The 20,743-nt window shown below is 65.2% G+C and carries 17 protein-coding genes and 12 tRNA genes; 25 read left to right on the top strand and 4 right to left on the bottom strand.

The annotated features are described in order from the left end of the window. The first annotated feature begins 308 nt into the window (after window positions 1-308). From ABGA94_RS15300 to ABGA94_RS15290, 3 genes are all read left to right on the top strand, one after another. Window positions 309-1,313 (top strand): isocitrate dehydrogenase, encoded by a 1,005-nt coding sequence (locus tag ABGA94_RS15300; protein ID WP_033835461.1) that lies wholly within the window; start codon window positions 309-311, stop codon window positions 1,311-1,313. Between the two features lie 249 nt (window positions 1,314-1,562). Continuing rightward, complete coding sequence (locus ABGA94_RS15295) at window positions 1,563-2,306, top strand: cysteine hydrolase family protein (protein WP_375367695.1); 744 nt, start codon at window positions 1,563-1,565, stop codon at window positions 2,304-2,306. Window positions 2,307-2,359: 53 nt separating this feature from the next. After that, the gene (locus ABGA94_RS15290) at window positions 2,360-3,268 is read left to right on the top strand and encodes a LysR family transcriptional regulator (protein WP_329915930.1); all 909 of its coding nucleotides are present in this window, start codon (window positions 2,360-2,362) and stop codon (window positions 3,266-3,268) included. Window positions 3,269-3,346: 78 nt separating this feature from the next. Here the strand turns inward: ABGA94_RS15290 and ABGA94_RS15285 are convergent, their stop codons facing one another. Then, entirely contained in the window at window positions 3,347-4,105 is a 759-nt protein-coding gene (locus ABGA94_RS15285; RefSeq protein WP_005415466.1) for a Bax inhibitor-1/YccA family protein, read from the bottom strand. A gap of 180 nt (window positions 4,106-4,285) precedes the next feature. On the opposite strand from ABGA94_RS15285, the gene ABGA94_RS15280 reads away from it, so the two are divergent. The 18 genes from ABGA94_RS15280 (at window position 4,286) to ABGA94_RS15195 (ending at window position 15,683) form a co-directional block, all read left to right on the top strand. Further along, a tRNA-Pro gene (locus ABGA94_RS15280) sits at window positions 4,286-4,362 on the top strand. 39 nt (window positions 4,363-4,401) lie between these two features. Beyond that, window positions 4,402-4,478: transfer RNA gene (locus tag ABGA94_RS15275), tRNA-Arg, on the top strand. A gap of 172 nt (window positions 4,479-4,650) precedes the next feature. Continuing rightward, window positions 4,651-4,727 (top strand) — tRNA-His (locus tag ABGA94_RS15270). Window positions 4,728-4,806: 79 nt separating this feature from the next. After that, a tRNA-Lys gene (locus ABGA94_RS15265) sits at window positions 4,807-4,882 on the top strand. A gap of 198 nt (window positions 4,883-5,080) precedes the next feature. Continuing rightward, window positions 5,081-5,156: transfer RNA gene (locus ABGA94_RS15260), tRNA-Lys, on the top strand. A gap of 414 nt (window positions 5,157-5,570) precedes the next feature. After that, complete coding sequence (locus ABGA94_RS15255; RefSeq protein WP_375367693.1) at window positions 5,571-5,939, top strand: hypothetical protein; 369 nt, start codon at window positions 5,571-5,573, stop codon at window positions 5,937-5,939. Window positions 5,940-6,075: 136 nt separating this feature from the next. Further along, window positions 6,076-6,160 (top strand) — tRNA-Leu (locus ABGA94_RS15250). 190 nt (window positions 6,161-6,350) lie between these two features. Then, the gene (gene tig / locus ABGA94_RS15245; RefSeq protein WP_005415468.1) at window positions 6,351-7,646 is read left to right on the top strand and encodes a trigger factor; all 1,296 of its coding nucleotides are present in this window, start codon (window positions 6,351-6,353) and stop codon (window positions 7,644-7,646) included. A 76-nt stretch (window positions 7,647-7,722) separates the two neighbouring features. Then, window positions 7,723-8,349 carry an ATP-dependent Clp endopeptidase proteolytic subunit ClpP gene (clpP, locus tag ABGA94_RS15240; protein ID WP_004146318.1) on the top strand — a complete coding sequence of 209 codons (627 nt, stop codon included), beginning with the start codon at window positions 7,723-7,725 and terminating at the stop codon, window positions 8,347-8,349. A 126-nt stretch (window positions 8,350-8,475) separates the two neighbouring features. Next, the gene (gene clpX, locus ABGA94_RS15235; protein WP_004154600.1) at window positions 8,476-9,765 is read left to right on the top strand and encodes an ATP-dependent Clp protease ATP-binding subunit ClpX; all 1,290 of its coding nucleotides are present in this window, start codon (window positions 8,476-8,478) and stop codon (window positions 9,763-9,765) included. 143 nt (window positions 9,766-9,908) lie between these two features. After that, complete coding sequence (gene lon, locus ABGA94_RS15230; RefSeq protein WP_375367690.1) at window positions 9,909-12,359, top strand: endopeptidase La; 2,451 nt, start codon at window positions 9,909-9,911, stop codon at window positions 12,357-12,359. 220 nt (window positions 12,360-12,579) lie between these two features. After that, entirely contained in the window at window positions 12,580-12,852 is a 273-nt protein-coding gene (locus ABGA94_RS15225; protein ID WP_005408270.1) for an HU family DNA-binding protein, read from the top strand. A gap of 11 nt (window positions 12,853-12,863) precedes the next feature. After that, window positions 12,864-12,938: transfer RNA gene (locus tag ABGA94_RS15220), tRNA-Val, on the top strand. Between the two features lie 26 nt (window positions 12,939-12,964). Then, a tRNA-Asp gene (locus ABGA94_RS15215) sits at window positions 12,965-13,041 on the top strand. A gap of 82 nt (window positions 13,042-13,123) precedes the next feature. Then, a tRNA-Asp gene (locus ABGA94_RS15210) sits at window positions 13,124-13,200 on the top strand. An 86-nt stretch (window positions 13,201-13,286) separates the two neighbouring features. Then, a tRNA-Asp gene (locus ABGA94_RS15205) sits at window positions 13,287-13,363 on the top strand. A gap of 106 nt (window positions 13,364-13,469) precedes the next feature. Then, a tRNA-Asp gene (locus ABGA94_RS15200) sits at window positions 13,470-13,546 on the top strand. 181 nt (window positions 13,547-13,727) lie between these two features. Then, window positions 13,728-15,683, top strand: coding sequence for a peptidyl-prolyl cis-trans isomerase (locus tag ABGA94_RS15195; RefSeq protein ID WP_375367687.1), 1,956 nt, complete (start codon window positions 13,728-13,730; stop codon window positions 15,681-15,683). A gap of 180 nt (window positions 15,684-15,863) precedes the next feature. Here the strand turns inward: ABGA94_RS15195 and ABGA94_RS15190 are convergent, their stop codons facing one another. After that, on the bottom strand, window positions 15,864-17,066 hold the full coding sequence (locus ABGA94_RS15190; RefSeq protein ID WP_032953978.1) for a lytic transglycosylase domain-containing protein: 1,203 nt from the start codon (window positions 17,064-17,066) through the stop codon (window positions 15,864-15,866). Further along, window positions 17,063-17,827, bottom strand: coding sequence for a hydroxyacylglutathione hydrolase (gloB, locus tag ABGA94_RS15185; protein WP_065177986.1), 765 nt, complete (start codon window positions 17,825-17,827; stop codon window positions 17,063-17,065). Before gloB ends, ABGA94_RS15190 begins: the two co-directional genes overlap by 4 nt. 11 nt (window positions 17,828-17,838) lie before the next feature. On the opposite strand from gloB, the gene ABGA94_RS15180 reads away from it, so the two are divergent. From ABGA94_RS15180 to dnaQ, 3 genes are read left to right on the top strand one after another with little or no spacing between them, the layout of a single operon-like run. Next, a complete protein-coding gene (locus ABGA94_RS15180) occupies window positions 17,839-18,483 on the top strand; it encodes a methyltransferase domain-containing protein (protein WP_065185797.1) in 645 nt (214 codons plus the stop codon). Window positions 18,484-18,495: 12 nt separating this feature from the next. Beyond that, window positions 18,496-18,948: a ribonuclease HI gene (gene rnhA / locus ABGA94_RS15175; protein WP_005408275.1), complete on the top strand. Its 453-nt coding sequence runs from the start codon at window positions 18,496-18,498 to the stop codon at window positions 18,946-18,948. 4 nt (window positions 18,949-18,952) lie between these two features. Further along, a complete protein-coding gene (dnaQ, locus tag ABGA94_RS15170; protein WP_005415480.1) occupies window positions 18,953-19,684 on the top strand; it encodes a DNA polymerase III subunit epsilon in 732 nt (243 codons plus the stop codon). A 62-nt stretch (window positions 19,685-19,746) separates the two neighbouring features. Here dnaQ and ABGA94_RS15165 read toward each other — a convergent pair whose 3' ends face one another. Continuing rightward, window positions 19,747-20,451 (bottom strand): PP2C family serine/threonine-protein phosphatase, encoded by a 705-nt coding sequence (locus ABGA94_RS15165; protein ID WP_005415481.1) that lies wholly within the window; start codon window positions 20,449-20,451, stop codon window positions 19,747-19,749. A 165-nt stretch (window positions 20,452-20,616) separates the two neighbouring features. Here ABGA94_RS15165 and ABGA94_RS15160 point away from each other — a divergent pair. Beyond that, window positions 20,617-20,707 (top strand) — tRNA-Ser (locus tag ABGA94_RS15160). Window positions 20,708-20,743: the final 36 nt, after the last annotated feature.

Here is a 20,743-nt window from a genome sequence, read left to right as displayed (position 1 = left end):
GCCCGGCCGGCATCCCTTGAACCCGACATGGCCGGGGTTGCCGGCCAGCGGCCGGTACTACCGGGCCCGCGAGGGGGCCTGTCCCGCGATCCAACAGCCCAGGAGCCCCTTCTTGTTGAAGGGGCGCGCCGACAGGCGGGGGTAGAGGAGGAATCCGCGGGCAATTCTGCCTGAGCCGGGGACTGGGACCATGGTCTATTTGGGACCTCGGCCCCGGCTCAGGCATAATTGCCGGTGAAACTTCCTTTGCGCCGGCGTTTCCGGGCACGTCCGGACGGCGTTTTTCCCCCTGTTCGGAACATCGATCAATGACGCAGAAAATTACGGTCATCCGCGGCGACGGCATTGGCCCGGAAATCATGGACGCCACCCTGTTCGTGCTCGACCAGCTCAAGACTGGGCTGGAGTACGAAGACGCCGACGCCGGCCTGGTGGCCCTGGAAAAGCACGGCGACCTGATGCCGGCGGTGACCCTGGAATCGATCGCGCGCAACAAGGTCGCGCTGAAGAGCCCGCTGACCACCCCGGTCGGCGGTGGCTTCACCTCGATCAACGTCAGCCTGCGCCGTCACTTCGACCTGTACGCCAACGTGCGTCCGGCCCACACCTTCCCGAACACCAAGTCGCGTTTCGACAACGTCGACCTGATCACCGTCCGTGAGAACACCGAAGGTGCCTACCTGGCCGAAGGCCAGGAAGTGTCGGCCGATGGCGAGACCGCCTTCTCCGGCACCCGCATCACCCGCAAGGGCTCCGAGCGCATCGTGCGCTACGCCTTCGAGCTGGCCAAGAGCACCGGCCGCAAGAAGGTCACCGCCGTGCACAAGGCCAACATCATCAAGTCGACCTCGGGCCTGTTCCTGAATGTCGCCCGTGAAGTCGCCGCGCAGTACCCGGACATCGAGTTCCAGGAAATGATCGTCGACAACTGCTGCATGCAGCTGGTGATGCGTCCGGAACAGTTCGATGTGATCGTCACCACCAACCTGTTCGGCGACATCATCTCCGACCTGTGCGCCGGCCTGGTCGGCGGCCTGGGCTTGGCTCCGGGTGCCAACATCGGCAAGGACGCGGCGATCTTCGAAGCCGTGCACGGCACCGCGCCGGACATCGCCGGCCAGGGCAAGGCCAATCCGTGTGCGCTGCTGCTGGCGGCCGCGCAGATGCTGGACCACATCGGCCAGCCGGAGAATGCCGAGCGCCTGCGCAAGGCCATCGTGGCGACCATGGAAGCCAAGGACTCGCTGACCGGCGACCTGGGTGGCACCGGTACCACCATGAGCTTTGCCCAGGCCATCGCCAGCCGCCTGTAAGCGGCCGGCCGACCTCGGTTGGATCCACAGCGGGGCGCCTTCGGGCGCCCCGTTGCGTTGTGGGCTGGCTCGGTAGATCCACGCCATGCGTGGATGACGGGGCCCCTACGGTCCGCAGCCAACCATGGGGTGGCTCTACAGGGGATTTTCTGTGCGTATATCGCACAGATCATGTGCCGCTGGGCGGCTGGTTCGTGCGTAATGTGATCGGCATCCTGTGCCCACTTCCCAATGCACCGGAGCTTGAACATGAACCTCACCGCCTTCGGCCTGGCCAGCCTGATCGGCATGACCGCCACCCTCCCGCTTGCTGCTGCCGAGCCGGCCCATCCCACCATCCGCCATATGGCGGGTGCGCCGGTCGCGACCTCGCTGGATGCGGCGAAGACTGCCGTGCTGGTGATCGACTTCCAGAACGAGTACTTCGATGCCAAGGCCGTACCAGGCTTTGCGGGTGGCCGCATGGTCATTCCCGATGGCGAGGCCGCACTGCGCCAGGCCAGGCGGGTAGTCGAATTCGCCGATGCCCACGGCATCCGCGTGATCCATGTCCAGCACGTGCTGCCGGCCGGCGCACCCTTTTTCGCGCAGGGCAGCGTCAATGCCGCCTTCCATCGCGACCTGCAGCCGCGCCAGGGCGAGACCGTGGTGCAGAAGGACAATGTCAGCGTGTTCGCCGGCGCGTCCGCCGCGGTGCTCGACCCGATGCTGAAGAACGCCGGCATCGACACCCTGATCGTCACCGGCCTGCAGACCCACGCCTGCGTGGCCGGTGCTGCGCGCGACGCGGCAGCGGCTCCGCGCGGCTACCGGGTGATCGTCTCGTCCGATGCCAGCGCCAGCCGCGATCTGGATCGGGCCGGCGGCCGTCGCATCGGCCATCGCGCGCTGCATGAGGCCTCGCTGGCGCAGATCGAAGACGCCTTCGGCGATGTCATGAGCACCGACGCGATCCTCGCGCTGCCGGTACGCAAGGCCGGTGACGGCGCTTGATAAGCTGGCGGGGCCCGCATGCCGTGGGCCCCGCCACGTGGAGCTGCCCGCCGATGGATCACTTCGCCGCCCTGCGTGCGCTGCGCGCCATCGTTGACGCGGGCAGTTTCACTGCGGCCGCCGAGCGCCTGGGGACCACCCACTCGGCGATGTCGCGGCAACTGCGGCAGCTGGAAGAGCACCTGCAGGTACGCCTGCTCGATCGCAACAGCCGTCGGCTGTCGTTGACCGAGGCCGGGCGCGATTACTACCGCGAGGCGGCAACGCTGCTGGACCGCCTGCAGGAGGCGGATGATCGTGCTCGCGCCGGGCAGGCCCGGCCCAGCGGCAGCGTGCGGATCAGCGTGCCGCAGGTGGTGGCCAGCCAGGAGCTGCCCCACTGGCTGCCCTCGTTCCTGCAGCGTTACCCGCAGGTCACGCTGGACCTGTCGGCGGATGATCAGGTGGTGGATGTGGTCGGTGGTGGTTTCGACCTGGCGCTGCGCATTGCAGCTTCCTTGCCGGACAGCCAGCTGGTTGCGCGCGAGCTGGCCAGCTGCCCGCGCATCCTGGTCGCCGCACCGGTCTACCTGGCGCGCCATGGCCTGCCACGGCACGCCGTGGATCTGGAGCAGCACACGCTGCTGGGTTTCAGTCCCACGCCGTCAATGCCGCCCTGGCGGTTGCAGGGACCGCGCGGCGCCAGCGTGAGCGTTGAAGCCGGGCAGCGCCTGCGCGTGGATGCCACGCCCGCGCTGTACGCCGCCGCGCTGGCCGGAATGGGCATCAGCCTGTTCACCGCGCTGACCGTGCAGGAGGATCTGCGCGCCGGTCGTCTGATCCGCGTGCTGCCGGCCTGGCATGCCGGCCAGCGGCGCTACTTCGCGTTGTACCCGCATGCACGTGCGCTCGCGCCCAAGGTGCGAGCGCTGGTCGAACACCTTGCGGCGCACTACGCTGCACAGGCTGGCGTGGCTGGCTAGCCGGGAAATGCAGCCACGCGTTACAAAGAGAAAAGGGCGCCCCGAAGGCGCCCTTTGTCGTTCATGGCTCTGCCTGGTTCAGCGCTGCTGGATCTTCGACAGCAGGCGCAGGAACTCCACATACAGCCAGACCAGGGTCACCATCAGGCCGAATGCGCCATACCACTCCATGTACTTCGGCGCGCGCTGAGCCACGCCGGTCTCGATGAAATCGAAGTCCAGCACCAGGTTCAGCGCGGCCACGACCACCACGAAGAGGCTGAAGGCAATGCCCAGCCAGCTGGAGTCGTGGATCACCGGCACGTTGATGTTGAAGAAGCCCAGCACGAACGAGGCCAGGTAGAGCAGGGCGATGCCGCCGGTGGCGGCCACCACGCCCATCTTGAAGTTCTCGGTGGCCTTGATCAGGCCGCTGCGGTATGCGAACAGCAGGGCGGCCAGGGTGCCGAAGGTCAGCAGCACCGCCTGGAACACGATGCCCGGGTACTTCATGTTGAACAGGGCCGACACGGCGCCCAGGAACAGGCCTTCGACCAGTGCGTACATCGGCGCGGTGACCGGCGACCATTCCTTCTTGAAGATGGTGATCAATGCCAGCACCAGGCCGCCGATCGCGCCACCGATGGCGTACAGGCTCGCGCTGCCGGAAATCTGGCCGTACTCGTCGACCGCCTGGCTCCAGGCGAACGCCGCGGTCAGCACGGTCAACAGCAGCAGGATGCCGGTCTTGTTGGCGGTGCCGTTGAGGGTCATGGCCTGGTCGGGGCTGGTCACTACCGAGCCACTGGCGAGGTCGAGGAAGGTCGACTCGGAAAGAGCCGGGTTGCCGCTGCGCATGCGTGTTCTCCGTGCGAATGAAGGTCGGGACGGCCATCCGGCCGATGGGCGTCAGCATAGCCGATGACTGCTTTCGGCGTTGTGGCAGGCCCGGGATCTGTGCATCCTTCGTTGACAGTTCCCAACGCGCTTGGCGACAATGACCAACTCCCCGGGCCCAACCCGAGGGGATTGCAAGACCGGGGTATAGCGCAGTCTGGTAGCGCGCCTGCTTTGGGAGCAGGATGTCGGGGGTTCGAATCCCTCTACCCCGACCAATCCCACGCCACGTCGGATTGGACACCGTTCCGGTTCGGGCGCCCGTAGCTCAACTGGATAGAGCACCGGCCTTCTAAGCCGGCGGTTACAGGTTCGATTCCTGTCGGGCGCGCCATTGGCGAGCACCGGGATCGCATCGACGGATGTGAAGAAGTGCTTGCAAAAGCGCAAGGACTCCACCAGAATATCGGACTCGCTTCGGCGGACCGCAACTTCGGTGACAGTCCCCAGGCAATGTTCAAGGTTCCAGCGTCAGTGATATCGGCGATGGAGCGAAAGTTTCAGTGGTGGCTGTAGCTCAGTTGGTTAGAGTACCGGATTGTGATTCCGGTGGTCGGGGGTTCGAATCCCCTCAGCCACCCCACTGATTCAACCGCATCGGCGCAGCCGAAACGGTATTGCAATAAACAGAAGGCACGCTACAATGTGCGTCTGAGTTTCACGGGCCGTTAGCTCAGTTGGTAGAGCAGTTGACTCTTAATCAATAGGTCCAAGGTTCGAATCCTTGACGGCCCACCAAGACAGAAGCCACCTGGTACGCCAGGTGGCTTTTTTCTTATAGGTGTGACTCCCATCGTTCCGATGGATCACGCGTTGCAGAACCCGTTTGGCGTGGATCTGCAGCAGGAGCGGGCCCCGCAGTGCTGGTTTCAACCACGTTGAAAAAAGTGCTTGCACCCACCGAGCGGATCGGGTCATAATTCGCGCCCCGATTTCGGGCTGTTAGCTCAGTTGGTAGAGCAGTTGACTCTTAATCAATAGGTCCAAGGTTCGAATCCTTGACAGCCCACCAGACAAAAGCCACTTGGTCCGCCAAGTGGCTTTTTTCTTGCCTGTTCGCTGAGGGGTATCTGCAGATGCCAGCGGTGCTGGCTGGAGTGGAGCCCCTTGAGTCAAGGGGGCACGGCGAAGCCGCGGGGATGTGGCGGCTGATGAAGTGGGGCCCGCGCTTTGCCGCGCAAAGCGTGGGGCTGCGGCGCGAATGCGCGGCAGCTTCCCACTTGGTCCGCCAAGTGGCTTTTTTCTTGCCTGTTCGCTGGGGGATTTCATCCACGCCTGGCGTGGATCGACTGAAGCAATGCTGAAATCAGCGGCATACACGTCATCAGTGTTTTCAATGCTGTGCGCTGCATCTCACCGCATCGCGTCCTGCATCGCACCCAATGGATCTTCCGCGCCGACGGCGCATGCACGAAGGACGATGTTGATGGCTCATATCAATCGATTGCACCGCACGCTGTGGGTTTCCTTCGCGTTGCTGGCACTGGCGGCCTGCGCGCCCGCCGACGATCCCGCGCAGACCGTCGAACGCGATGCTGGCACGGAGAGCGCTCCTGCACGCCCGGTCGGTGAGGCCATGCAGATGCAGCCGGCTCAGGCGGCAGAGCGGGAGGCCCTGCCCGATGCGGTGGACGTGCAGCGCAATGCGGATGGTTCGGTGGATGTGCGCAAGGCCACGCCGGAGTCGGCGGCCCTGCGGCGCACAGGCGACGGGGGCGTGGAGATCCGCGAGGTGGATCCTGCAGCCGGGCAGGGTGCCGATACGGCGTCGGCCAAGGCCAGGCCGCCGCAGTGACCCCCGCCACCCCGGATGAGCTTGCGCTCGCCGGGGTGGTTCAACGCGCGGGCTGCGCACAATTGCCATGTTCAGTTTTGTGCAGGCCTTCCGCTTCCCGTCATCGCCTGCGACAATGAACACCTGCGCCGGCCACGCGAAAGTGGCGGAATTGGTAGACGCCCTGGATTTAGGTTCCAGTGCCGCAAGGCGTGGGGGTTCGAGTCCCCCCTTTCGCACCAGTGCCGGCCTGTCCCCGCCCTGATAGGGCCATCTGCGCCCCCCTTGACCGGCACGCGCTGGCAGTGCAAGCCGAATTGGGCGAAACTAAAGGGCTGCGGCAAGCAGGCGCGTCCCAGACGTCGCGTCCTTACAACCGTTTCATCCCAATCATCGAGCCGGGGGCCTGGGCCACCGGTGGCAGGAGTCAACATGCAAGCTTCGATCGAATCCACCGGCAACCTGGAACGCCGCCTGAGCTTCTCGCTGCCGGAAGAGCGTCTGCAGAGCCACATCGTCGGCCGCCTCGGCGAAATCGCCCGTACCACCCGCATCAAGGGTTTCCGCCCGGGCAAGGTGCCGGCCAAGGTGATCGAGCAGCGCTTCGGCGCGCAGGTCCGTGGCGAGGCGCTGGACGGCCTGCTGCGCGAAACCTTCGATGCAGCCGTGCGCGAGCACGACCTGCGCATCGTCGGCAGCCCGCGCATCGACAAGGGCGACGAGGGTGAGTTCTCCTTCGTCGCCACCGTGGAAGTGGTGCCGGACTTCGGCGACATCGACGTCAGCAAGCTGACCGTCGTGCGCCATACCGCCGAGATCACCGACGCCGACATCGACCAGATGATCGAGAACCTGCAGAACCAGCGCCGTACCTGGGCCCCGGTCAGCCGTGGCGCGCAGGACGGTGACCTGGTCGCGGTGGAAACCTGGTCGCAGGCCGGCGAAGAGCGCCTGCCGGCCGAGGGCACCGAGAAGGGTTCGATCGTGCTCGGCCAGGGCATGATGTTCGACACCATCGAGAAGGGCCTGGTCGGCCTGGCCAAGGGCGAAGAGAAGACCCTGGACGTCGAGTTCCCGGCTGACTGGCGCGTGCCGGTGCTGGCTGGCAAGACCGTGCAGGTCACCGTCAAGGTCACCGAGGTCTCCGAGCCGGTCGTGCCGGCGGTCGACGAAGCCTTCATCAAGAGCTTCGGCGTGAAGGGCGGCGATGTGGAGCAGTTCCGCAGCGACATCCGCGCCAACCTGGAGCGCGAGCTGAAGGGTGCGTTGATGAACCGCCTGCGCCGCGAAGTGGGCGAGCAGCTGATCGCGGCCTACTCGTCGGTGGAAATGCCGCCGCGCCTGGTCGAGAACGAAGCCCGCGCCATGCTGGCCCAGCAGGTCGAGCAGCTGCGCCGCAACGGCCAGAACGTCGGCGAGATCCCGGCCGATGCCCACGAAGGCTTCAAGGACGCTGCCGCCAAGCGCGTGCTGGTCGGCCTGCTGGTCGGTGAAGTGGCCCGCATCAACGACCTGCGCCTGGAAGCCAAGCGCCTGAATGAAACGATGCGTCTGATCGCTTCGACCTACGAAGAGCCGGAGCAGGTCATTGAGATGTACCGCAACGACCCCCAGTTGATGTCTGGCCTGCAGAACCGTGTGATGGAAGAGCAGGTGATCGACTGGATCGCCGAGCGTGCCCAGCACACCGAAGAGAAGCTGTCGTTCCAGGACGCGATCCGCCAGTAAGCCCGGGCGGATCACCGGATGCCCCGCGCCTTTGCCGGCGCGGGGTTGTTGCCCCCCAAGATAGGTACCTCACGTAATGGACAACCGAACCAAAGCCCTGAACCTGGTTCCGATGGTGGTCGAGCAGACCAGCCGCGGCGAGCGTGCCTACGACATCTATTCGCGCCTGTTGAAGGAGCGCCTGATCTTCCTCGTGGGCCCGATCGACGATCACATGGCCAACGTGGTGGTGGCGCAGTTGCTGTTCCTGGAATCGGAAAACCCGGAAAAGGACATCAACATCTACATCAACTCGCCGGGTGGCGTGGTCACCGCCGGCATGGCGATCTACGACACCATGCAGTACATCAAGCCGAATGTGAGCACCACCTGCATCGGCCAGGCCGCCTCGATGGGCGCCCTGCTGCTGGCCGCGGGCGAAGCCGGCAAGCGCTATGCGCTGCCGAACTCGCGCGTGATGATCCATCAGCCGCTGGGTGGCTACCAGGGCCAGGCCACCGACATCGACATCCACGCGCGCGAGATCCTGACCCTGCGTTCGCGCCTGAACGAGGTGCTGGCCAAGCACACCGGCCAGTCGCTGGAGACGATCGCCCGTGATACCGAGCGCGACAACTTCAAGAGCGCCTTCGAGGCGCAGGCCTACGGTCTGGTCGATCAGGTCCTGGAGCGTCGTCCGGATGAGTCGATCCAGGCCGGCTGACCGGCCTTCACGGGGCCAGGGAGGCCTCGTTCCTGCAGGGTCGGGTGGGACTGGTGTCCCCTCGGCCCTGTGCTATTCTCGAATCGAACCCCCGTTCAGCGGGTGGGGTAACTGGGTAAGCGAAGCATGAGCGAAGACCGCCAAGGTCGTTCCACGGACACCGGCAAGATCCTCTACTGCTCTTTCTGCGGCAAGAGCCAGCATGAAGTGCGCAAGCTGATTGCGGGTCCGAGCGTGTTCATCTGCGATGAGTGCGTGGAGCTGTGCAACGACATCATCCGTGAGGAACTTGAGGAAAAGGCGCAGTCGGCGCGCAGTTCGCTGCCCAAGCCGCGCGAGATCCTCGAGGTCCTCGACCAGTACGTGATCGGCCAGAACCGTGCCAAGCGCACGCTGGCAGTGGCCGTGTACAACCACTACAAGCGCATCGAGAGCCGGCAGAAGAACGACGACGTCGAACTGGCGAAGTCGAACATCCTGCTGGTCGGCCCGACCGGTTCGGGCAAGACGCTGCTGGCCGAGACCCTGGCCCGCCTGCTCAACGTGCCGTTCACCATGGCCGACGCCACCACGCTGACCGAAGCCGGTTACGTGGGCGAGGACGTGGAGAACATCATCCAGAAGCTGCTGCAGAAGTGCGACTACGACGTCGAGAAGGCGCAGCAGGGCATCGTCTACATCGATGAAATCGACAAGATCTCGCGCAAGAGCGAGAACCCGTCGATTACCCGCGATGTGTCCGGCGAAGGCGTGCAGCAGGCCCTGCTGAAGCTGATCGAAGGTACCGTGGCCAGCGTTCCGCCGCAGGGCGGCCGCAAGCACCCGCAGCAGGAATTCCTGCAGGTGGACACCAAGAACATCCTGTTCATCTGCGGCGGCGCGTTTGCCGGGCTGGACAAGGTGATCCAGGCCCGTTCCACCGACGTCGGCAGCATCGGCTTCGGCGCCAAGGTGAAGAGCAGCGAGCGCAAGCAGGAAGTGGGCAAGGTGCTGGCCGAAGTCGAGCCGGAAGACCTGATCAAGTTCGGCCTGATTCCCGAGTTCGTCGGCCGCCTGCCGGTGGTGGCGACCCTGGAGGAGCTGGACGAACCGGCCCTGATCAAGATCCTGACCGAGCCGAAGAACGCCATCACCAAGCAGTTCAAGAAGCTGTTCGAGATGGAGAACGTCGAGCTGGAGTTCCGCCCGGACGCGTTGTCGGCCATTGCCCGCAAGGCGCTCAAGCGCAAGACCGGTGCCCGCGGCCTGCGCACCATCGTCGAATCGGTCCTGCTGGACACCATGTACGACCTGCCGTCGCAGGAAAACGTCAGCAAGGTGGTGGTGGACGAGTCGGTGATCGAGCACAAGTCCGAGCCGTACCTGATCTACCAGACCCCGGCGGCCCCTGAACAGAAGGCCGCAGGCGCCGAGTGATCCTTCCAGGTTGTTGATTGGAAAGGATTTTCAAGGAATGCCTTGCATCTGAAAGCCGATGGCCCCATAACGGGGCCATCGGCTTTTTTTGTCTCCGGAAGATGCCCTCCCGGAGGCGGTTTTCCCCCTTCCCTGGAGCCCCCATGGCCCGTTCCCCAAGTGAAACCCTCGACCTGCCGGTCCTGCCGCTGCGCGACGTAGTGGTGTTCCCGCACATGGTCATCCCGCTGTTCGTCGGCCGTGACAAGTCCATGCACGCGCTCGAACAGGCAATGGAGGCGGACAAGCGCATCCTGCTGCTGGCGCAGAAGTCGGCCGAGACCGATGACCCGCATGCGGCCGACCTCTACCAGGTCGGTACGCTGGCGCAGGTGCTGCAGCTGCTGAAGCTGCCCGACGGCACCATCAAGGTGCTGGTCGAAGGCCTGTCGCGCGTGCAGGTCACCCACGTCGACGAGCGCAACGGCTCGCTGCATGGGCAGGCGGTGGAAATCGACGCCACTGACGAGCGCGAAGCGCGCGAGGTCGAGGCGATTGCCCGCTCGCTGATGTCGCTGTTCGAGCAGTACGTGAAGACCAACCGCAAGCTGCCGCCGGAGCTGCTGCAGACGCTGTCGGGCATCGATGAGCCGGCGCGCCTGGCCGACACCATCGCTGCGCACATCAGCGTGCGCCTGGCCGACAAGCAGCGCCTGCTGGAAACGCTGGCCGTCGGTGACCGCCTGGAGATGCTGGTCGGCCTGGTCGACGGCGAGATCGACGTGCAGCAGATGGAGAAGCGCATCCGCGGCCGCGTGAAGTCGCAGATGGAGAAGAGCCAGCGCGAGTACTACCTCAACGAACAGATGAAGGCCATCCAGAAGGAACTGGGTGACCTGGACGACGCGCCGGGCGAGCTGGAAGAACTGGCCCGCAAGATTGCCGAGGCCGGCATGCCGAAGGCGGTTGAAGCCAAGGCGCGCAACGAACTGAACAAGCTCAAGCAGATGTCGCCGATGTCGGCCGAAGCCGCCGTCGTGCGCAACTACCTGGAGTGGCTGCTGGGCGTGCCGTGGAAGAAGCGCAGCAAGGTGCGCAAGGACCTGAAGGTCGCGCAGGATACGCTCGATGCCGACCACTACGGCCTGGAGAAGGTCAAGGAGCGCATCCTTGAATACCTGGCGGTGCAGTCGCGCGTGAAGCAGATGAAGGGCCCGATCCTGTGCCTGGTCGGGCCGCCGGGCGTGGGCAAGACCTCGCTGGGCCAGTCCATTGCCAAGGCCACCAACCGCAAGTTCGTGCGCATGTCGCTGGGCGGCGTTCGCGACGAGGCCGAAATCCGTGGCCACCGCCGTACCTACGTCGGTTCCATGCCGGGCCGTATCGTGCAGAATCTCAACAAGGTCGGCAGCAAGAACCCGCTGTTCGTGCTCGACGAGATCGACAAGATGTCGATGGACTTCCGTGGCGATCCGTCTTCGGCGCTGCTGGAAGTGCTCGATCCGGAGCAGAACAACGCATTCAACGACCACTACCTGGAAGTGGACCTGGACCTGTCCGAAGTGATGTTCGTGGCGACCTCGAACTCGCTCAACATTCCCGGCCCGCTGCTGGACCGCATGGAAGTGATCCGCATCCCCGGCTACACCGAGGACGAGAAGCTCAACATTGCGACCCGCTACCTGGTGCCGAAGCAGGTCAAGGCCAACGGCCTGCAGCCGGAAGAACTGGAAATTGGCAGTGACGCCATCCAGGACATCGTGCGCTACTACACGCGTGAATCGGGCGTGCGCAACCTGGAACGCGAGATCGCCAAGATCTGCCGCAAGGTGGTGAAGGAGATCGCGCTGGCTGGCCCGCAGCCGGCAGCGAAGGCGAAGAAGGGCGGGAAGAAGAAGGCGCTGGTGAGCGTGTCCAGCAAGAACCTGGACAAGTACCTGGGCGTGCGTCGCTTCGACTTCGGACGTGCCGAGGAAGAGAACGAGATCGGCCTGGTCACCGGACTGGCCTGGACCGAAGTCGGTGGCGACCTGCTGCAGATCGAATCGACCCTGGTGCCGGGCAAGGGCCAGCTGATCCTGACCGGCCAGCTCGGCAACGTGATGAAGGAATCGGCCTCGGCGGCGCTGTCGGTGGTGCGTTCGCGCGCGGTCGGCTTCGGCATCGACAGCGACTTCCTGCAGAAGCACGACGTACACCTGCACGTGCCCGATGGCGCCACGCCGAAGGATGGCCCGAGTGCCGGCGCGGCGATGGTCACCTCGCTGGTGTCGATGCTGACCAGGGTGCCGGTGCGCGCCGATGTGGCGATGACCGGCGAGATCACCCTGCGTGGTCGCGTCACTGCCATCGGTGGCCTGAAGGAGAAGCTGCTGGCTGCGCTGCGCGGCGGCATCCGCACGGTCATCATCCCGGAAGAGAACCGCAAGGATTTGGCCGACATCCCGGCCAACGTCACCCGCGATCTGAAGATCGTGCCGGTGAAGTACATCGAAGAAGTCCTGGACCTGGCGCTGGAGCGTCCGTTGGCACCGAAGAAGGCGCGCAAGAGTGCGCAGCGTGTCACGGTGCGCAGCAAGGCCAAACCGAGTGGAAACGCGCGCGTCAAGCATTGACGCGCGCTGTCCAATGGCCCGAAACCCGCGTCGTTGCTGGCTTTCCAGCTTGCGTGGGGGTAGGGCCACTGGTATAAAAGCAGCACTCGCGAATGAGTGGTCGCAGTCTGGTGATCGCTGGAATTCGGCGAACCGTTTCCACATGGCGGCCGCATGCAGATGGCGTGCGGTTGCTTCCCTGTCGAATAAGCGGAACCCACCGCCAAAGGAGTTGTAGAGAATGAACAAGACCGAATTGATCGATGCCGTTGCTGAAGCTGCCGACCTGACCAAGGCAGAGTCCAGCCGCGCTGTCGATGCCGTCGTTGCTGCCATCACCAAGGCGCTGAAGGACGGCGATGCGGTCACCCTGGTTGGCTTCGGTACCTTCCAGGTCCGCGACCGTGCTGCCCGCACCGGCCGCAACCCGAAGACCGGCGACACCATCAAGATCGCTGCTTCGAAGAATCCGTCGTTCAAGGCTGGCAAGGCCCTGAAGGATGCTGTAAACTAAGCGGCTCGCTGGGGTGCTTAGCTCAGCGGTAGAGCGTCTCCTTTACACGGAGAGGGTCGGGGGTTCGAAACCCTCAGCACCCACCACAGCACCGCGGTAAAAGTTTGAGTGTGGAGCGGTAGTTCAGCTGGTTAGAATGCTGGCCTGTCACGCCGGAGGTCGCGGGTTCGAGTCCCGTCCGCTCCGCCATTCAACGAGGCCTCCGGCCAAAAGCTGGAGGCTTTGTTTTCTCCCTGGTCCAGGCCGGCTGAAAGCAAAAAGGTAACAACGCGGAGCGGTAGTTCAGCTGGTTAGAATGCTGGCCTGTCACGCCGGAGGTCGCGGGTTCGAGTCCCGTCCGCTCCGCCAGTACATCGAGGCCCCCGGTTCAAGGCTGGGGGCCTTGTCTTCTCACCGAGAGGTTCGGGAGGAAGGCGAAAAGTCTTTGCAAGAACGGAGCGGTAGTTCAGCTGGTTAGAATGCTGGCCTGTCACGCCGGAGGTCGCGGGTTCGAGTCCCGTCCGCTCCGCCATTGCAGACTTCTTAAGTCCCTGTGAAAAAACTTTGAAAAAAGTGTTCATCGGGCTGGGTTTCCAGAGAGTCTTCGGATATACTGGGCACCTGCAAAGTTCAAGCGCGGAGCGGTAGTTCAGCTGGTTAGAATGCTGGCCTGTCACGCCGGAGGTCGCGGGTTCGAGTCCCGTCCGCTCCGCCAACTCTAAAAGCCCTCGGCGCAAGCCGGGGGCTTTTTCTTTACGCCAGGATGGAGTTGGCCGATGCACTGATGGTGCGTGCCTGCGCAAGTGGGCGCAGGCCGCGTCGGTGCTGCTTTTGGTCCCTGCGGCGAAGCGGGTTACACTGCCGGGCTCGCCAATCAGGCCTTGTGATTCCTCACCATGCTGCAGAAACTCCGCGACAAGACCTCAGGCTGGATCGTCACCGTGATCCTGGGGCTGCTGATGATTCCGTTCCTGTTCGTGATCGACAACAGCTACCTCGGTGGCGTTGGCGCACAGAACGTGGCCAAGGTTTCCGCGCCGCCCACCTGGTGGCGTTCGGCGCCGTCGTGGTGGCCGGTGCGCATGCTGTGGCAGCACCATGAGATCAGCTCGCAGGATTTCCGCACGCGTTTCGAGCAGGAGCGCATGCGTGAGCGCCAGCAGCAGGGCGACAACTTCGACCCGCGCGCGTTCGAGAGCACCGAGAACAAGATGGCCGTGCTCGATCAGCTGATCGACGAACAGGTCGTGCGCCTGGTCGGTGAACAGGCGGGCGTGGTGATCGGCGACGGCGCTGTGCGCGAATACATCGCGACCATGCCGGCGTTCCTCGATTCGAACGGCAAGTTCAACGAGAACAACTACCGGCTGGCATTGGCCGGTGGCAATCCGCCGCGTACCCCGACCCAGTTCCAGGAACTGGTGCGTGAGAGCCTGCAGCAGTCGGTGATCCCATCGGGCCTGCAGAGCTCCGGCTTCGTCACCCAGGCCGAGACCGAGCGCCTGTTGAAGCTGCTGGGCGAAACCCGCGACGTCGAGCTGGCCGCGTTGCCGCCCGTACCGGCCGATACCGCGCCGGTCACCGATGATCAGATCAAGCAGTGGTACGACAGCCACGGCAAGGATTTCCGCCAGGCCGAGAGCGTGTCGCTGGAGTACGTCGAGATCAACGGTGCGAACCTGCCGGCACCGGTCCCGGCCGATGAAGCGACCCTGCGCAAGCGCTATGAAGAGGAAAAGGCAAAGTTCACCTCGCCGGAGCAGCGCCAGGCCTCGCACATCCTGATCACCGGTGACGGCGCCGAAGCCAAGGCGAACAGGATCGCTGCCGAAGCCAAGACGGCCGGTGCCGACTTCGCTGCGCTGGCCAAGGCCAATTCGGAAGATCCGGGCTCCAAGGACCAGGGCGGTGACCTGGGTTGGGTCGAGCGCGGTGCGATGGTCAAGCCGTTCGAGGACGCGCTGTTTGCGGCCAAGGCCGGTGACGTGATCGGCCCGGTCAAGACCGAGTTCGGTTACCACATCATCAAGGTGGCCGCTGTGCGCGGTGGCCAGGGCAAGTCGTTCGAGGAAGTGCGTGACACCCTGGCTGCCGAGCAGCTGAAGGCCGACGGCGAGCGCGGCTTCAACGAACTGGCCGGTCGCCTGGTCGATGCCATCAACAAGAGCCCGAGCGACCTGGCGGCCGCCGCCAAGGAAGTGAACCTGCCGCTGCAGACCCTGGGCCCGATCACCCGCGCGACCGCCAGCGGCATCGCCGCTGACCCGGCCGTGCTGCGTGCCGCCTTCTCCGACGTGCTGGTGCAGGACGGTACCGCCAGTGACCCGATCGCCCTGGGCGGCGCGACCAACCACAGCGTGGTCATCCGTGTGGCTGCACACACCCCGGAACAGGCGCTGCCGCTGGAGAAGGCCCGCGAGCAGGTGATCGCTGCGATCCGTGCTGATCGCCAGCGCCAGGCCAGCGACAAGGCGGCCGATGCCATCCTGGCCAAGCTGAAGGCGGGCGCCACCCTGCAGTCGCTGGCCGCCAGCGAGAAGCTGCAGCTGAGCCCGATGCCGGGCCTGCCGCGCAGCCAGCCGGTGCCGACCCCGGAAATCAACCGCGCGATCTTCAGTGCGCCGGTGCCGGCTGAAGGCAAGCCGAGCTATGGCAAGGTCGACGTCAATGGTCACGCGCTGCTGTTCGCTGTGAACAAGGTCAATCCGGGCGACATCAAGGAAGTGACTGCAGAGCAGCAGAAGCAGCTGAAGGAACAGCTGAGCCAGATCGACGGCATGGCCGCGGCCAAGGCCTACATCGAGGCGATGCGCAAGAAGTTCATGATCCAGACCACCGAAGCGAACCTGTAAGCCTCGCGGCGGCACCCATGAGAGAGGCCCGGCAATGCCGGGCCTTTTTTGTGCCTGCCGATGCGTAGCGTCGAGCCATGCTCGACTGCGCCTGCTGGGCGCAGGCATGAAAAAAGCCGAGCGTGGGCTCGGCTCTCCAGAAAAAAGGGGCGGGCAGGGCGCGGCGGTGCCGCGCCGGACTCAGTCCTCCACGCGCAGCACGGCGCCCGGCTTCAGCACGCTGCTGCCGCTCAGGCCGTTCAGCGACAGTAGCGCCTTGACCGGCATGCCATAGCGGCGGGCGATGGTCCAGGCCGATTCACCATCCCGCACGGTGTGGCGACGACTGCGCGGACGATCGGCGATCGCGGCCACGGTCTTGGCGACCTGTGGCGTTGGCGAGGCGGCGGCAACAGGTACGCTACTGGCCACCAGTGCGGTGGCGGTGTCCGCCACGGTCGCGCTGGCGGCCGAGACCGGCGCCAGCACGCGGGTGGTGCCGGACGAGACGCGCCCACCGCCCGCCAGGGCGGGGTTGAGGCGGACGATCCTGGCCGGGTCCAGGGCACGCTGTGCGGCCCACTGCTGGACGCTGGTGCCGGCGGGCAGGGTGTGGTCCTTCAGTACGGGCACGGTGCGATCCAGCGAGGCCATGACACCTGGCTGGTCTTCCACATCTTCCAGCACGCAGGCCAGGGCATGCAGCTTCTCGACGTAGGCATGGGTGACCGGCGACAGGCCGGGCAGCGCCGAGGGCTTGGCGTTCTGCGCGTTCATGCCGGCCTTGCGCATCGATTGCAGCACGCGGTACTCGCCGGCGTTGTAGGCCATGGTGGCCAGGCGCCAGTCGCCGCCGAACATGCCGTGCAGGGTCTTCAGGTAGCGCACTGCGGCCTGGGTGGAATCGACCGCCGACAGGCGCCCGTCGTAGCCGTTGGCCATGGGCACGCGGTGATTGCGCGCAGTGGTGGCGATGAACTGCCACAGGCCGGTCGGGCCGCTGCCATTGCGTGCATTGGGCCGGTAACCGCTTTCCACGAACGGAATCAGCGCGAACTCGGTAGGCAGGTTGGCCTTGCGCAGCTCTTCGACCACATAGCCGAACAGCACCAGTGCATCGTCATCCTGGTTGGCCAGGCGCGACGGGGCGTGGGCGAACTGCTTCTGCCAGCGCGGGCTGGTGGCCTCGGCATTGCAGGTGGGCTCGGCCAGGCCGTCGCGGAAGCTGGAGAAGATCTCCTGGCCGTTGCGGACCGACGCGGCCGGCAACGCGGCCGGATCCAGCGGCAGGGCCGCGGCGGCGGTCAGGTTCTGGCCGATGCCAGCGCCCAGCGACTGGGCGCCGGCGGTTCCGGCCAGCCCCAGGACCAGGCCCAGGGCCAGCGGCAGACTTCGGCGCATCATGCGCGGAAGCCGTCTTTCCAGTGCCGGAGACCGGCCATCACGTCGACGTCGTCAACGACGTCACGGCCCAGGTGCGCCGACACCGACGCGCGGATCGGCGCAGTGTGCACACGCAGGAACGGATTGCAGTCGAATTCGCTGGCCAGGGTTACCGGCAGGGTGGAACGGTCATCGCGGCGCATGGCCAAAGCCTCCTCTTGGCGCTGCCGCAAGGCAGCGTTGGCGGGGTCGACATGCCGCGCGAAGACGGCATTTGACACGGTGTACTCATGAGCGCAACAAAGCAGCAGTTGCGCGGGCAAGGTACCCAGCTTGCGCATCGATGCCAGCAGCTGGGACGGCGTACCTTCGAACAGGCGTCCACAGCCCAGGCTGAACAACGAATCTCCGCTGAAAAGATGTTCAGCAGTGTGAAACGCGATGTGGCTGCGGGTATGCCCGGGCACGGATAGTACGTGGAACGCCTGGCCCAGTGCCTGAACGCGTTCACCTTCGCCGACCCGTTCGGTTGCCGTGGGGATGCGCTCCTCGACGGGTGCGATCACCCGGACTCCAGGAAAACGTGCCTGCAGCACCGGCACGCCACCGATGTGGTCATCGTGATGATGGGTGAGCAGGATCGTGTCCACGCGCAGGCCCTGATCGGCGAGCGCAAGCACCGGCGCGGCATCGCCGGGATCGACGACCACGGCGTTACCGTCGTCGTCGATCAAGGTCCAGATGTAGTTGTCCGCAAATGCGGGCAGGGCAGTCAGTCGCATAGAATTGGACCATGCCCGCGCTGCAGAGCACCCGTCAAGCGAGCCAGACCCCGTGGTTCGACAGCGAACCGGCGGAAGCCCTGCGCGTTCTGGAGCGGCAACTGCTGCTGCCGCAGCTGTCGTTGCTGCCGGTGCAGCCCTGGCTGTGGATCGCGCCGAGTGCCGCATGGCTGGACGATGCGCAGCTTGGCGGGCGCGGCCTGCGCCTGTACCGGCAGGGGCACGGCTATGCCGGCGACACCCGCTGTGCGTTGCCGCTGCCGCTGGCCAATGAAAGCGTCAATGCGGTCGTGTTGCAGCATGTCACCGCAGCTGACGCTGATCGGTTGCTCGATGAGTGCGAGCGCGTGCTGATGCCGGGCGGCCATCTGTGGCTGAGCAGCCTCAACCCGTTCAGCCCTTACCGCACGCACTGGCGCCAGCACGGGCTGGTGGTGCGCACGCCGCAGCGGATCCGCCTGCTGCTCGGCCGCCACGGGCTGGAGTGCGACGATATGCGTTTCCTCGGCCCGCTCTGGCGCGGCGCCGGCAGCCGTCGCCCGGGCGGTTGGTCGCCACTGCGCGCGGCCTGCCTGTTCCATGCTGAAAAGCGAACGCTGGCCCTGCCCGGGCCGAAACCGTTGCCGGTGCGTTGGCACGGCACCGTTGCTACCTGATCTGGAGTTGTATTGAAAACCATTGAAATCCACACCGACGGCTCCTGCCTTGGCAATCCTGGCCCCGGCGGCTGGGCTGCACTGCTGCGCTACAAGGGCCACGAGCGTGAACTGAGCGGCGGCGAAGCGCACACCACCAACAACCGGATGGAGCTGATGGCGGCCATTTCCGGCCTGGAAACGCTGACCGAGCCGTGCAACATCGTGCTCTATACCGATTCGCAGTACGTGCGGCAGGGCCTGACCCAATGGATGCCCGGCTGGATCCGCAAGAACTGGAAGACCGCCGGCGGCGACCCGGTGAAGAACCGCGAGCTGTGGGAGCGCCTGCATGCGGCGACGCTGCGGCACCAGATCGATTGGCGCTGGGTGAAGGGCCACTCCGGTGACCCGGACAACGAGCGGGTGGATACCCTGGCGCGCAACGCGGCCATCCAGATCCGTGACGCCAGCCCGGTAAACTGAGTCCATGCGCCAGATCATCCTCGATACCGAAACCACCGGCCTGGAATGGAAGAAGGGCAACCGCATCGTTGAAATCGGCTGCGTGGAGCTGTTCAAGCGCCGCCCGACCGGCAACAACTACCACCAGTACATCAAGCCGGACTGCGAATTCGAACAGGGCGCGCAGGAAGTCACCGGCCTGACCCTGGAGTTCCTGGCTGACAAGCCGGACTTCGCGCAGATCGCCGATGAGTTCCTGGCTTTCATCGATGGCGCGGAGCTGATCATCCACAACGCGGCGTTCGACCTGGGCTTCCTCGACAACGAGCTGTCGTTGCTGGGCCCGCAGTATGGAAAGATCACCGATCGCTGCACGGTGATCGATACCCTGGTGATGGCGCGCGAGCGCTTCCCGGGCCAGCGTAATTCGCTGGATGCGCTGTGCAAGCGCCTGGGCGTGGACAATTCGCACCGTGCGCTGCATGGCGGCCTGCTCGACGCGCAGATCCTGGGCGACGTCTATATCGCGCTGACCTCGGGCCAGGAAGAGATCGGCTTCGGCATGGGCGACGATGACGGTGGTGGCGCCGGTGCCGCGCTGCAGGCCTTCGATACCAGCAAACTGCTGCCGCGCCCACGCGTGGTGGCCACCCCGTCTGAACTGGAAGCGCACAGCGCGCGTCTGGAACGACTGCGCAAGAAGGCCGGCTACGCCTTGTGGGATGGCCCGAAGGTGGAAGAGCCCGCCAGCGCATAAACATCCACGCATGGCGTGGATCTACTGTAGAGCCGAGCCCATGCTCGGCTCATGCACCAGGTTCAGTGGCAGCGCACCAGGATCACGCTGATGTTGTCGCGACCACCGCCGTCGAGCGCGGCCGCGACCAGCGTGTCCACGCATTCCTGCGCGCTGGCATCGTCGAAGGCGAGGGTGCGGGCGATGCTGCGGTCGTCCACTTCCTCGGTCAGGCCGTCACTGCACAGCAGCAGCTGCATGCCCGGGCGCAGCTCACCGCTGGTGGTGGCCACGTTCAGATGCGCCGGGTCGGTCACGCCCAGCGCCTGGGTGACCACGTTGCGATGTGGATGCGCACGCGCCTGTTCGGCCGTCAGGTTGCCCTGCGCGACCAGTTCCTGCACCACGCTGTGGTCCTGGCTGAGCTGGGCCAGCTGGCCGTCACGCCACAGATAGGCGCGGCTGTCACCGACCCATGCCACTTCATAGCGATTGCCCTGCACGCGTGCGGCGACCACGGTGGTGCCCATCGGCAGGGTGTCGTTGCGCCGGCGCGAGGCGCGGATGATCTCTTCGTCAGCGGTGCGGATGGCCTGGGCCAGCGGCGCGCCACGGCGGATCTCGCGCACGATGGTTTCGCGCGCCAGCGCGCTGGCCACCTCGCCGCAGGCGTGGCCACCCATGCCATCGGCCACCAGCCACAGGGCCAGCTCGCTGTCACCGTAGTAGGTGTCTTCGTTGAGCTCGCGGCGCAGGCCGGGGTGAGTGAGGTGTCCGAATTCGATCATGGGGTGCGGGGGCGGGGTATTGCTGGGGAGACAGGCATCATCGGGGGGCTGCAGGCATCCGGCAAGGCATGCACTCAGGAAATTTTCACTTCGTTGACCGGAATGACTTGTCGCCGGCCTCACTTCCTCGTATGATGCGCGTCCCCGGTCCGCCGGGGACCACCCGGAGAGGTGGCAGAGTGGTTGAATGTACCTGACTCGAAATCAGGCAGGCGTTTATAGCGCCTCGGGGGTTCGAATCCCCCCCTCTCCGCCAGATAAAGAAAAAGGGCTGCCGAACGGCAGCCCTTTT

Origin of the sequence: Stenotrophomonas sp. 3diitr2024, assembly GCF_042136455.1 — a bacterium.
GTDB classification, from domain to species: Bacteria; Pseudomonadota; Gammaproteobacteria; order Xanthomonadales; family Xanthomonadaceae; genus Stenotrophomonas; species Stenotrophomonas sepilia.
The sequence above is the reverse complement of the archived record's forward strand: the minus strand, read 5'-3'. Positions and strand labels throughout refer to the sequence as shown.

Excerpts from the sequence above, each read along its gene's own strand:
- ABGA94_RS15290 (WP_329915930.1), top strand. The coding sequence starts at position 2,360 with ATGGATCACTTCGCCGCCCTGCGTGCGCTGCGCGCCATCGTTGACGCG.
- ABGA94_RS15190 (WP_032953978.1), bottom strand. The coding sequence starts at position 17,066 with ATGATGCGCCGAAGTCTGCCGCTGGCCCTGGGCCTGGTCCTGGGGCTG.
- lon (WP_375367690.1), top strand. The coding sequence starts at position 9,909 with ATGGCCCGTTCCCCAAGTGAAACCCTCGACCTGCCGGTCCTGCCGCTG.
- clpP (WP_004146318.1), top strand. The coding sequence starts at position 7,723 with ATGGACAACCGAACCAAAGCCCTGAACCTGGTTCCGATGGTGGTCGAG.
- ABGA94_RS15180 (WP_065185797.1), top strand. The coding sequence starts at position 17,839 with ATGCCCGCGCTGCAGAGCACCCGTCAAGCGAGCCAGACCCCGTGGTTC.
- ABGA94_RS15255 (WP_375367693.1), top strand. The coding sequence starts at position 5,571 with ATGGCTCATATCAATCGATTGCACCGCACGCTGTGGGTTTCCTTCGCG.
- tig (WP_005415468.1), top strand. The coding sequence starts at position 6,351 with ATGCAAGCTTCGATCGAATCCACCGGCAACCTGGAACGCCGCCTGAGC.
- dnaQ (WP_005415480.1), top strand. The coding sequence starts at position 18,953 with ATGCGCCAGATCATCCTCGATACCGAAACCACCGGCCTGGAATGGAAG.
- clpX (WP_004154600.1), top strand. The coding sequence starts at position 8,476 with ATGAGCGAAGACCGCCAAGGTCGTTCCACGGACACCGGCAAGATCCTC.
- ABGA94_RS15225 (WP_005408270.1), top strand. The coding sequence starts at position 12,580 with ATGAACAAGACCGAATTGATCGATGCCGTTGCTGAAGCTGCCGACCTG.
- ABGA94_RS15295 (WP_375367695.1), top strand. The coding sequence starts at position 1,563 with ATGAACCTCACCGCCTTCGGCCTGGCCAGCCTGATCGGCATGACCGCC.
- gloB (WP_065177986.1), bottom strand. The coding sequence starts at position 17,827 with ATGCGACTGACTGCCCTGCCCGCATTTGCGGACAACTACATCTGGACC.
- ABGA94_RS15195 (WP_375367687.1), top strand. The coding sequence starts at position 13,728 with ATGCTGCAGAAACTCCGCGACAAGACCTCAGGCTGGATCGTCACCGTG.
- ABGA94_RS15285 (WP_005415466.1), bottom strand. The coding sequence starts at position 4,105 with ATGCGCAGCGGCAACCCGGCTCTTTCCGAGTCGACCTTCCTCGACCTC.
- ABGA94_RS15165 (WP_005415481.1), bottom strand. The coding sequence starts at position 20,451 with ATGATCGAATTCGGACACCTCACTCACCCCGGCCTGCGCCGCGAGCTC.
- ABGA94_RS15300 (WP_033835461.1), top strand. The coding sequence starts at position 309 with ATGACGCAGAAAATTACGGTCATCCGCGGCGACGGCATTGGCCCGGAA.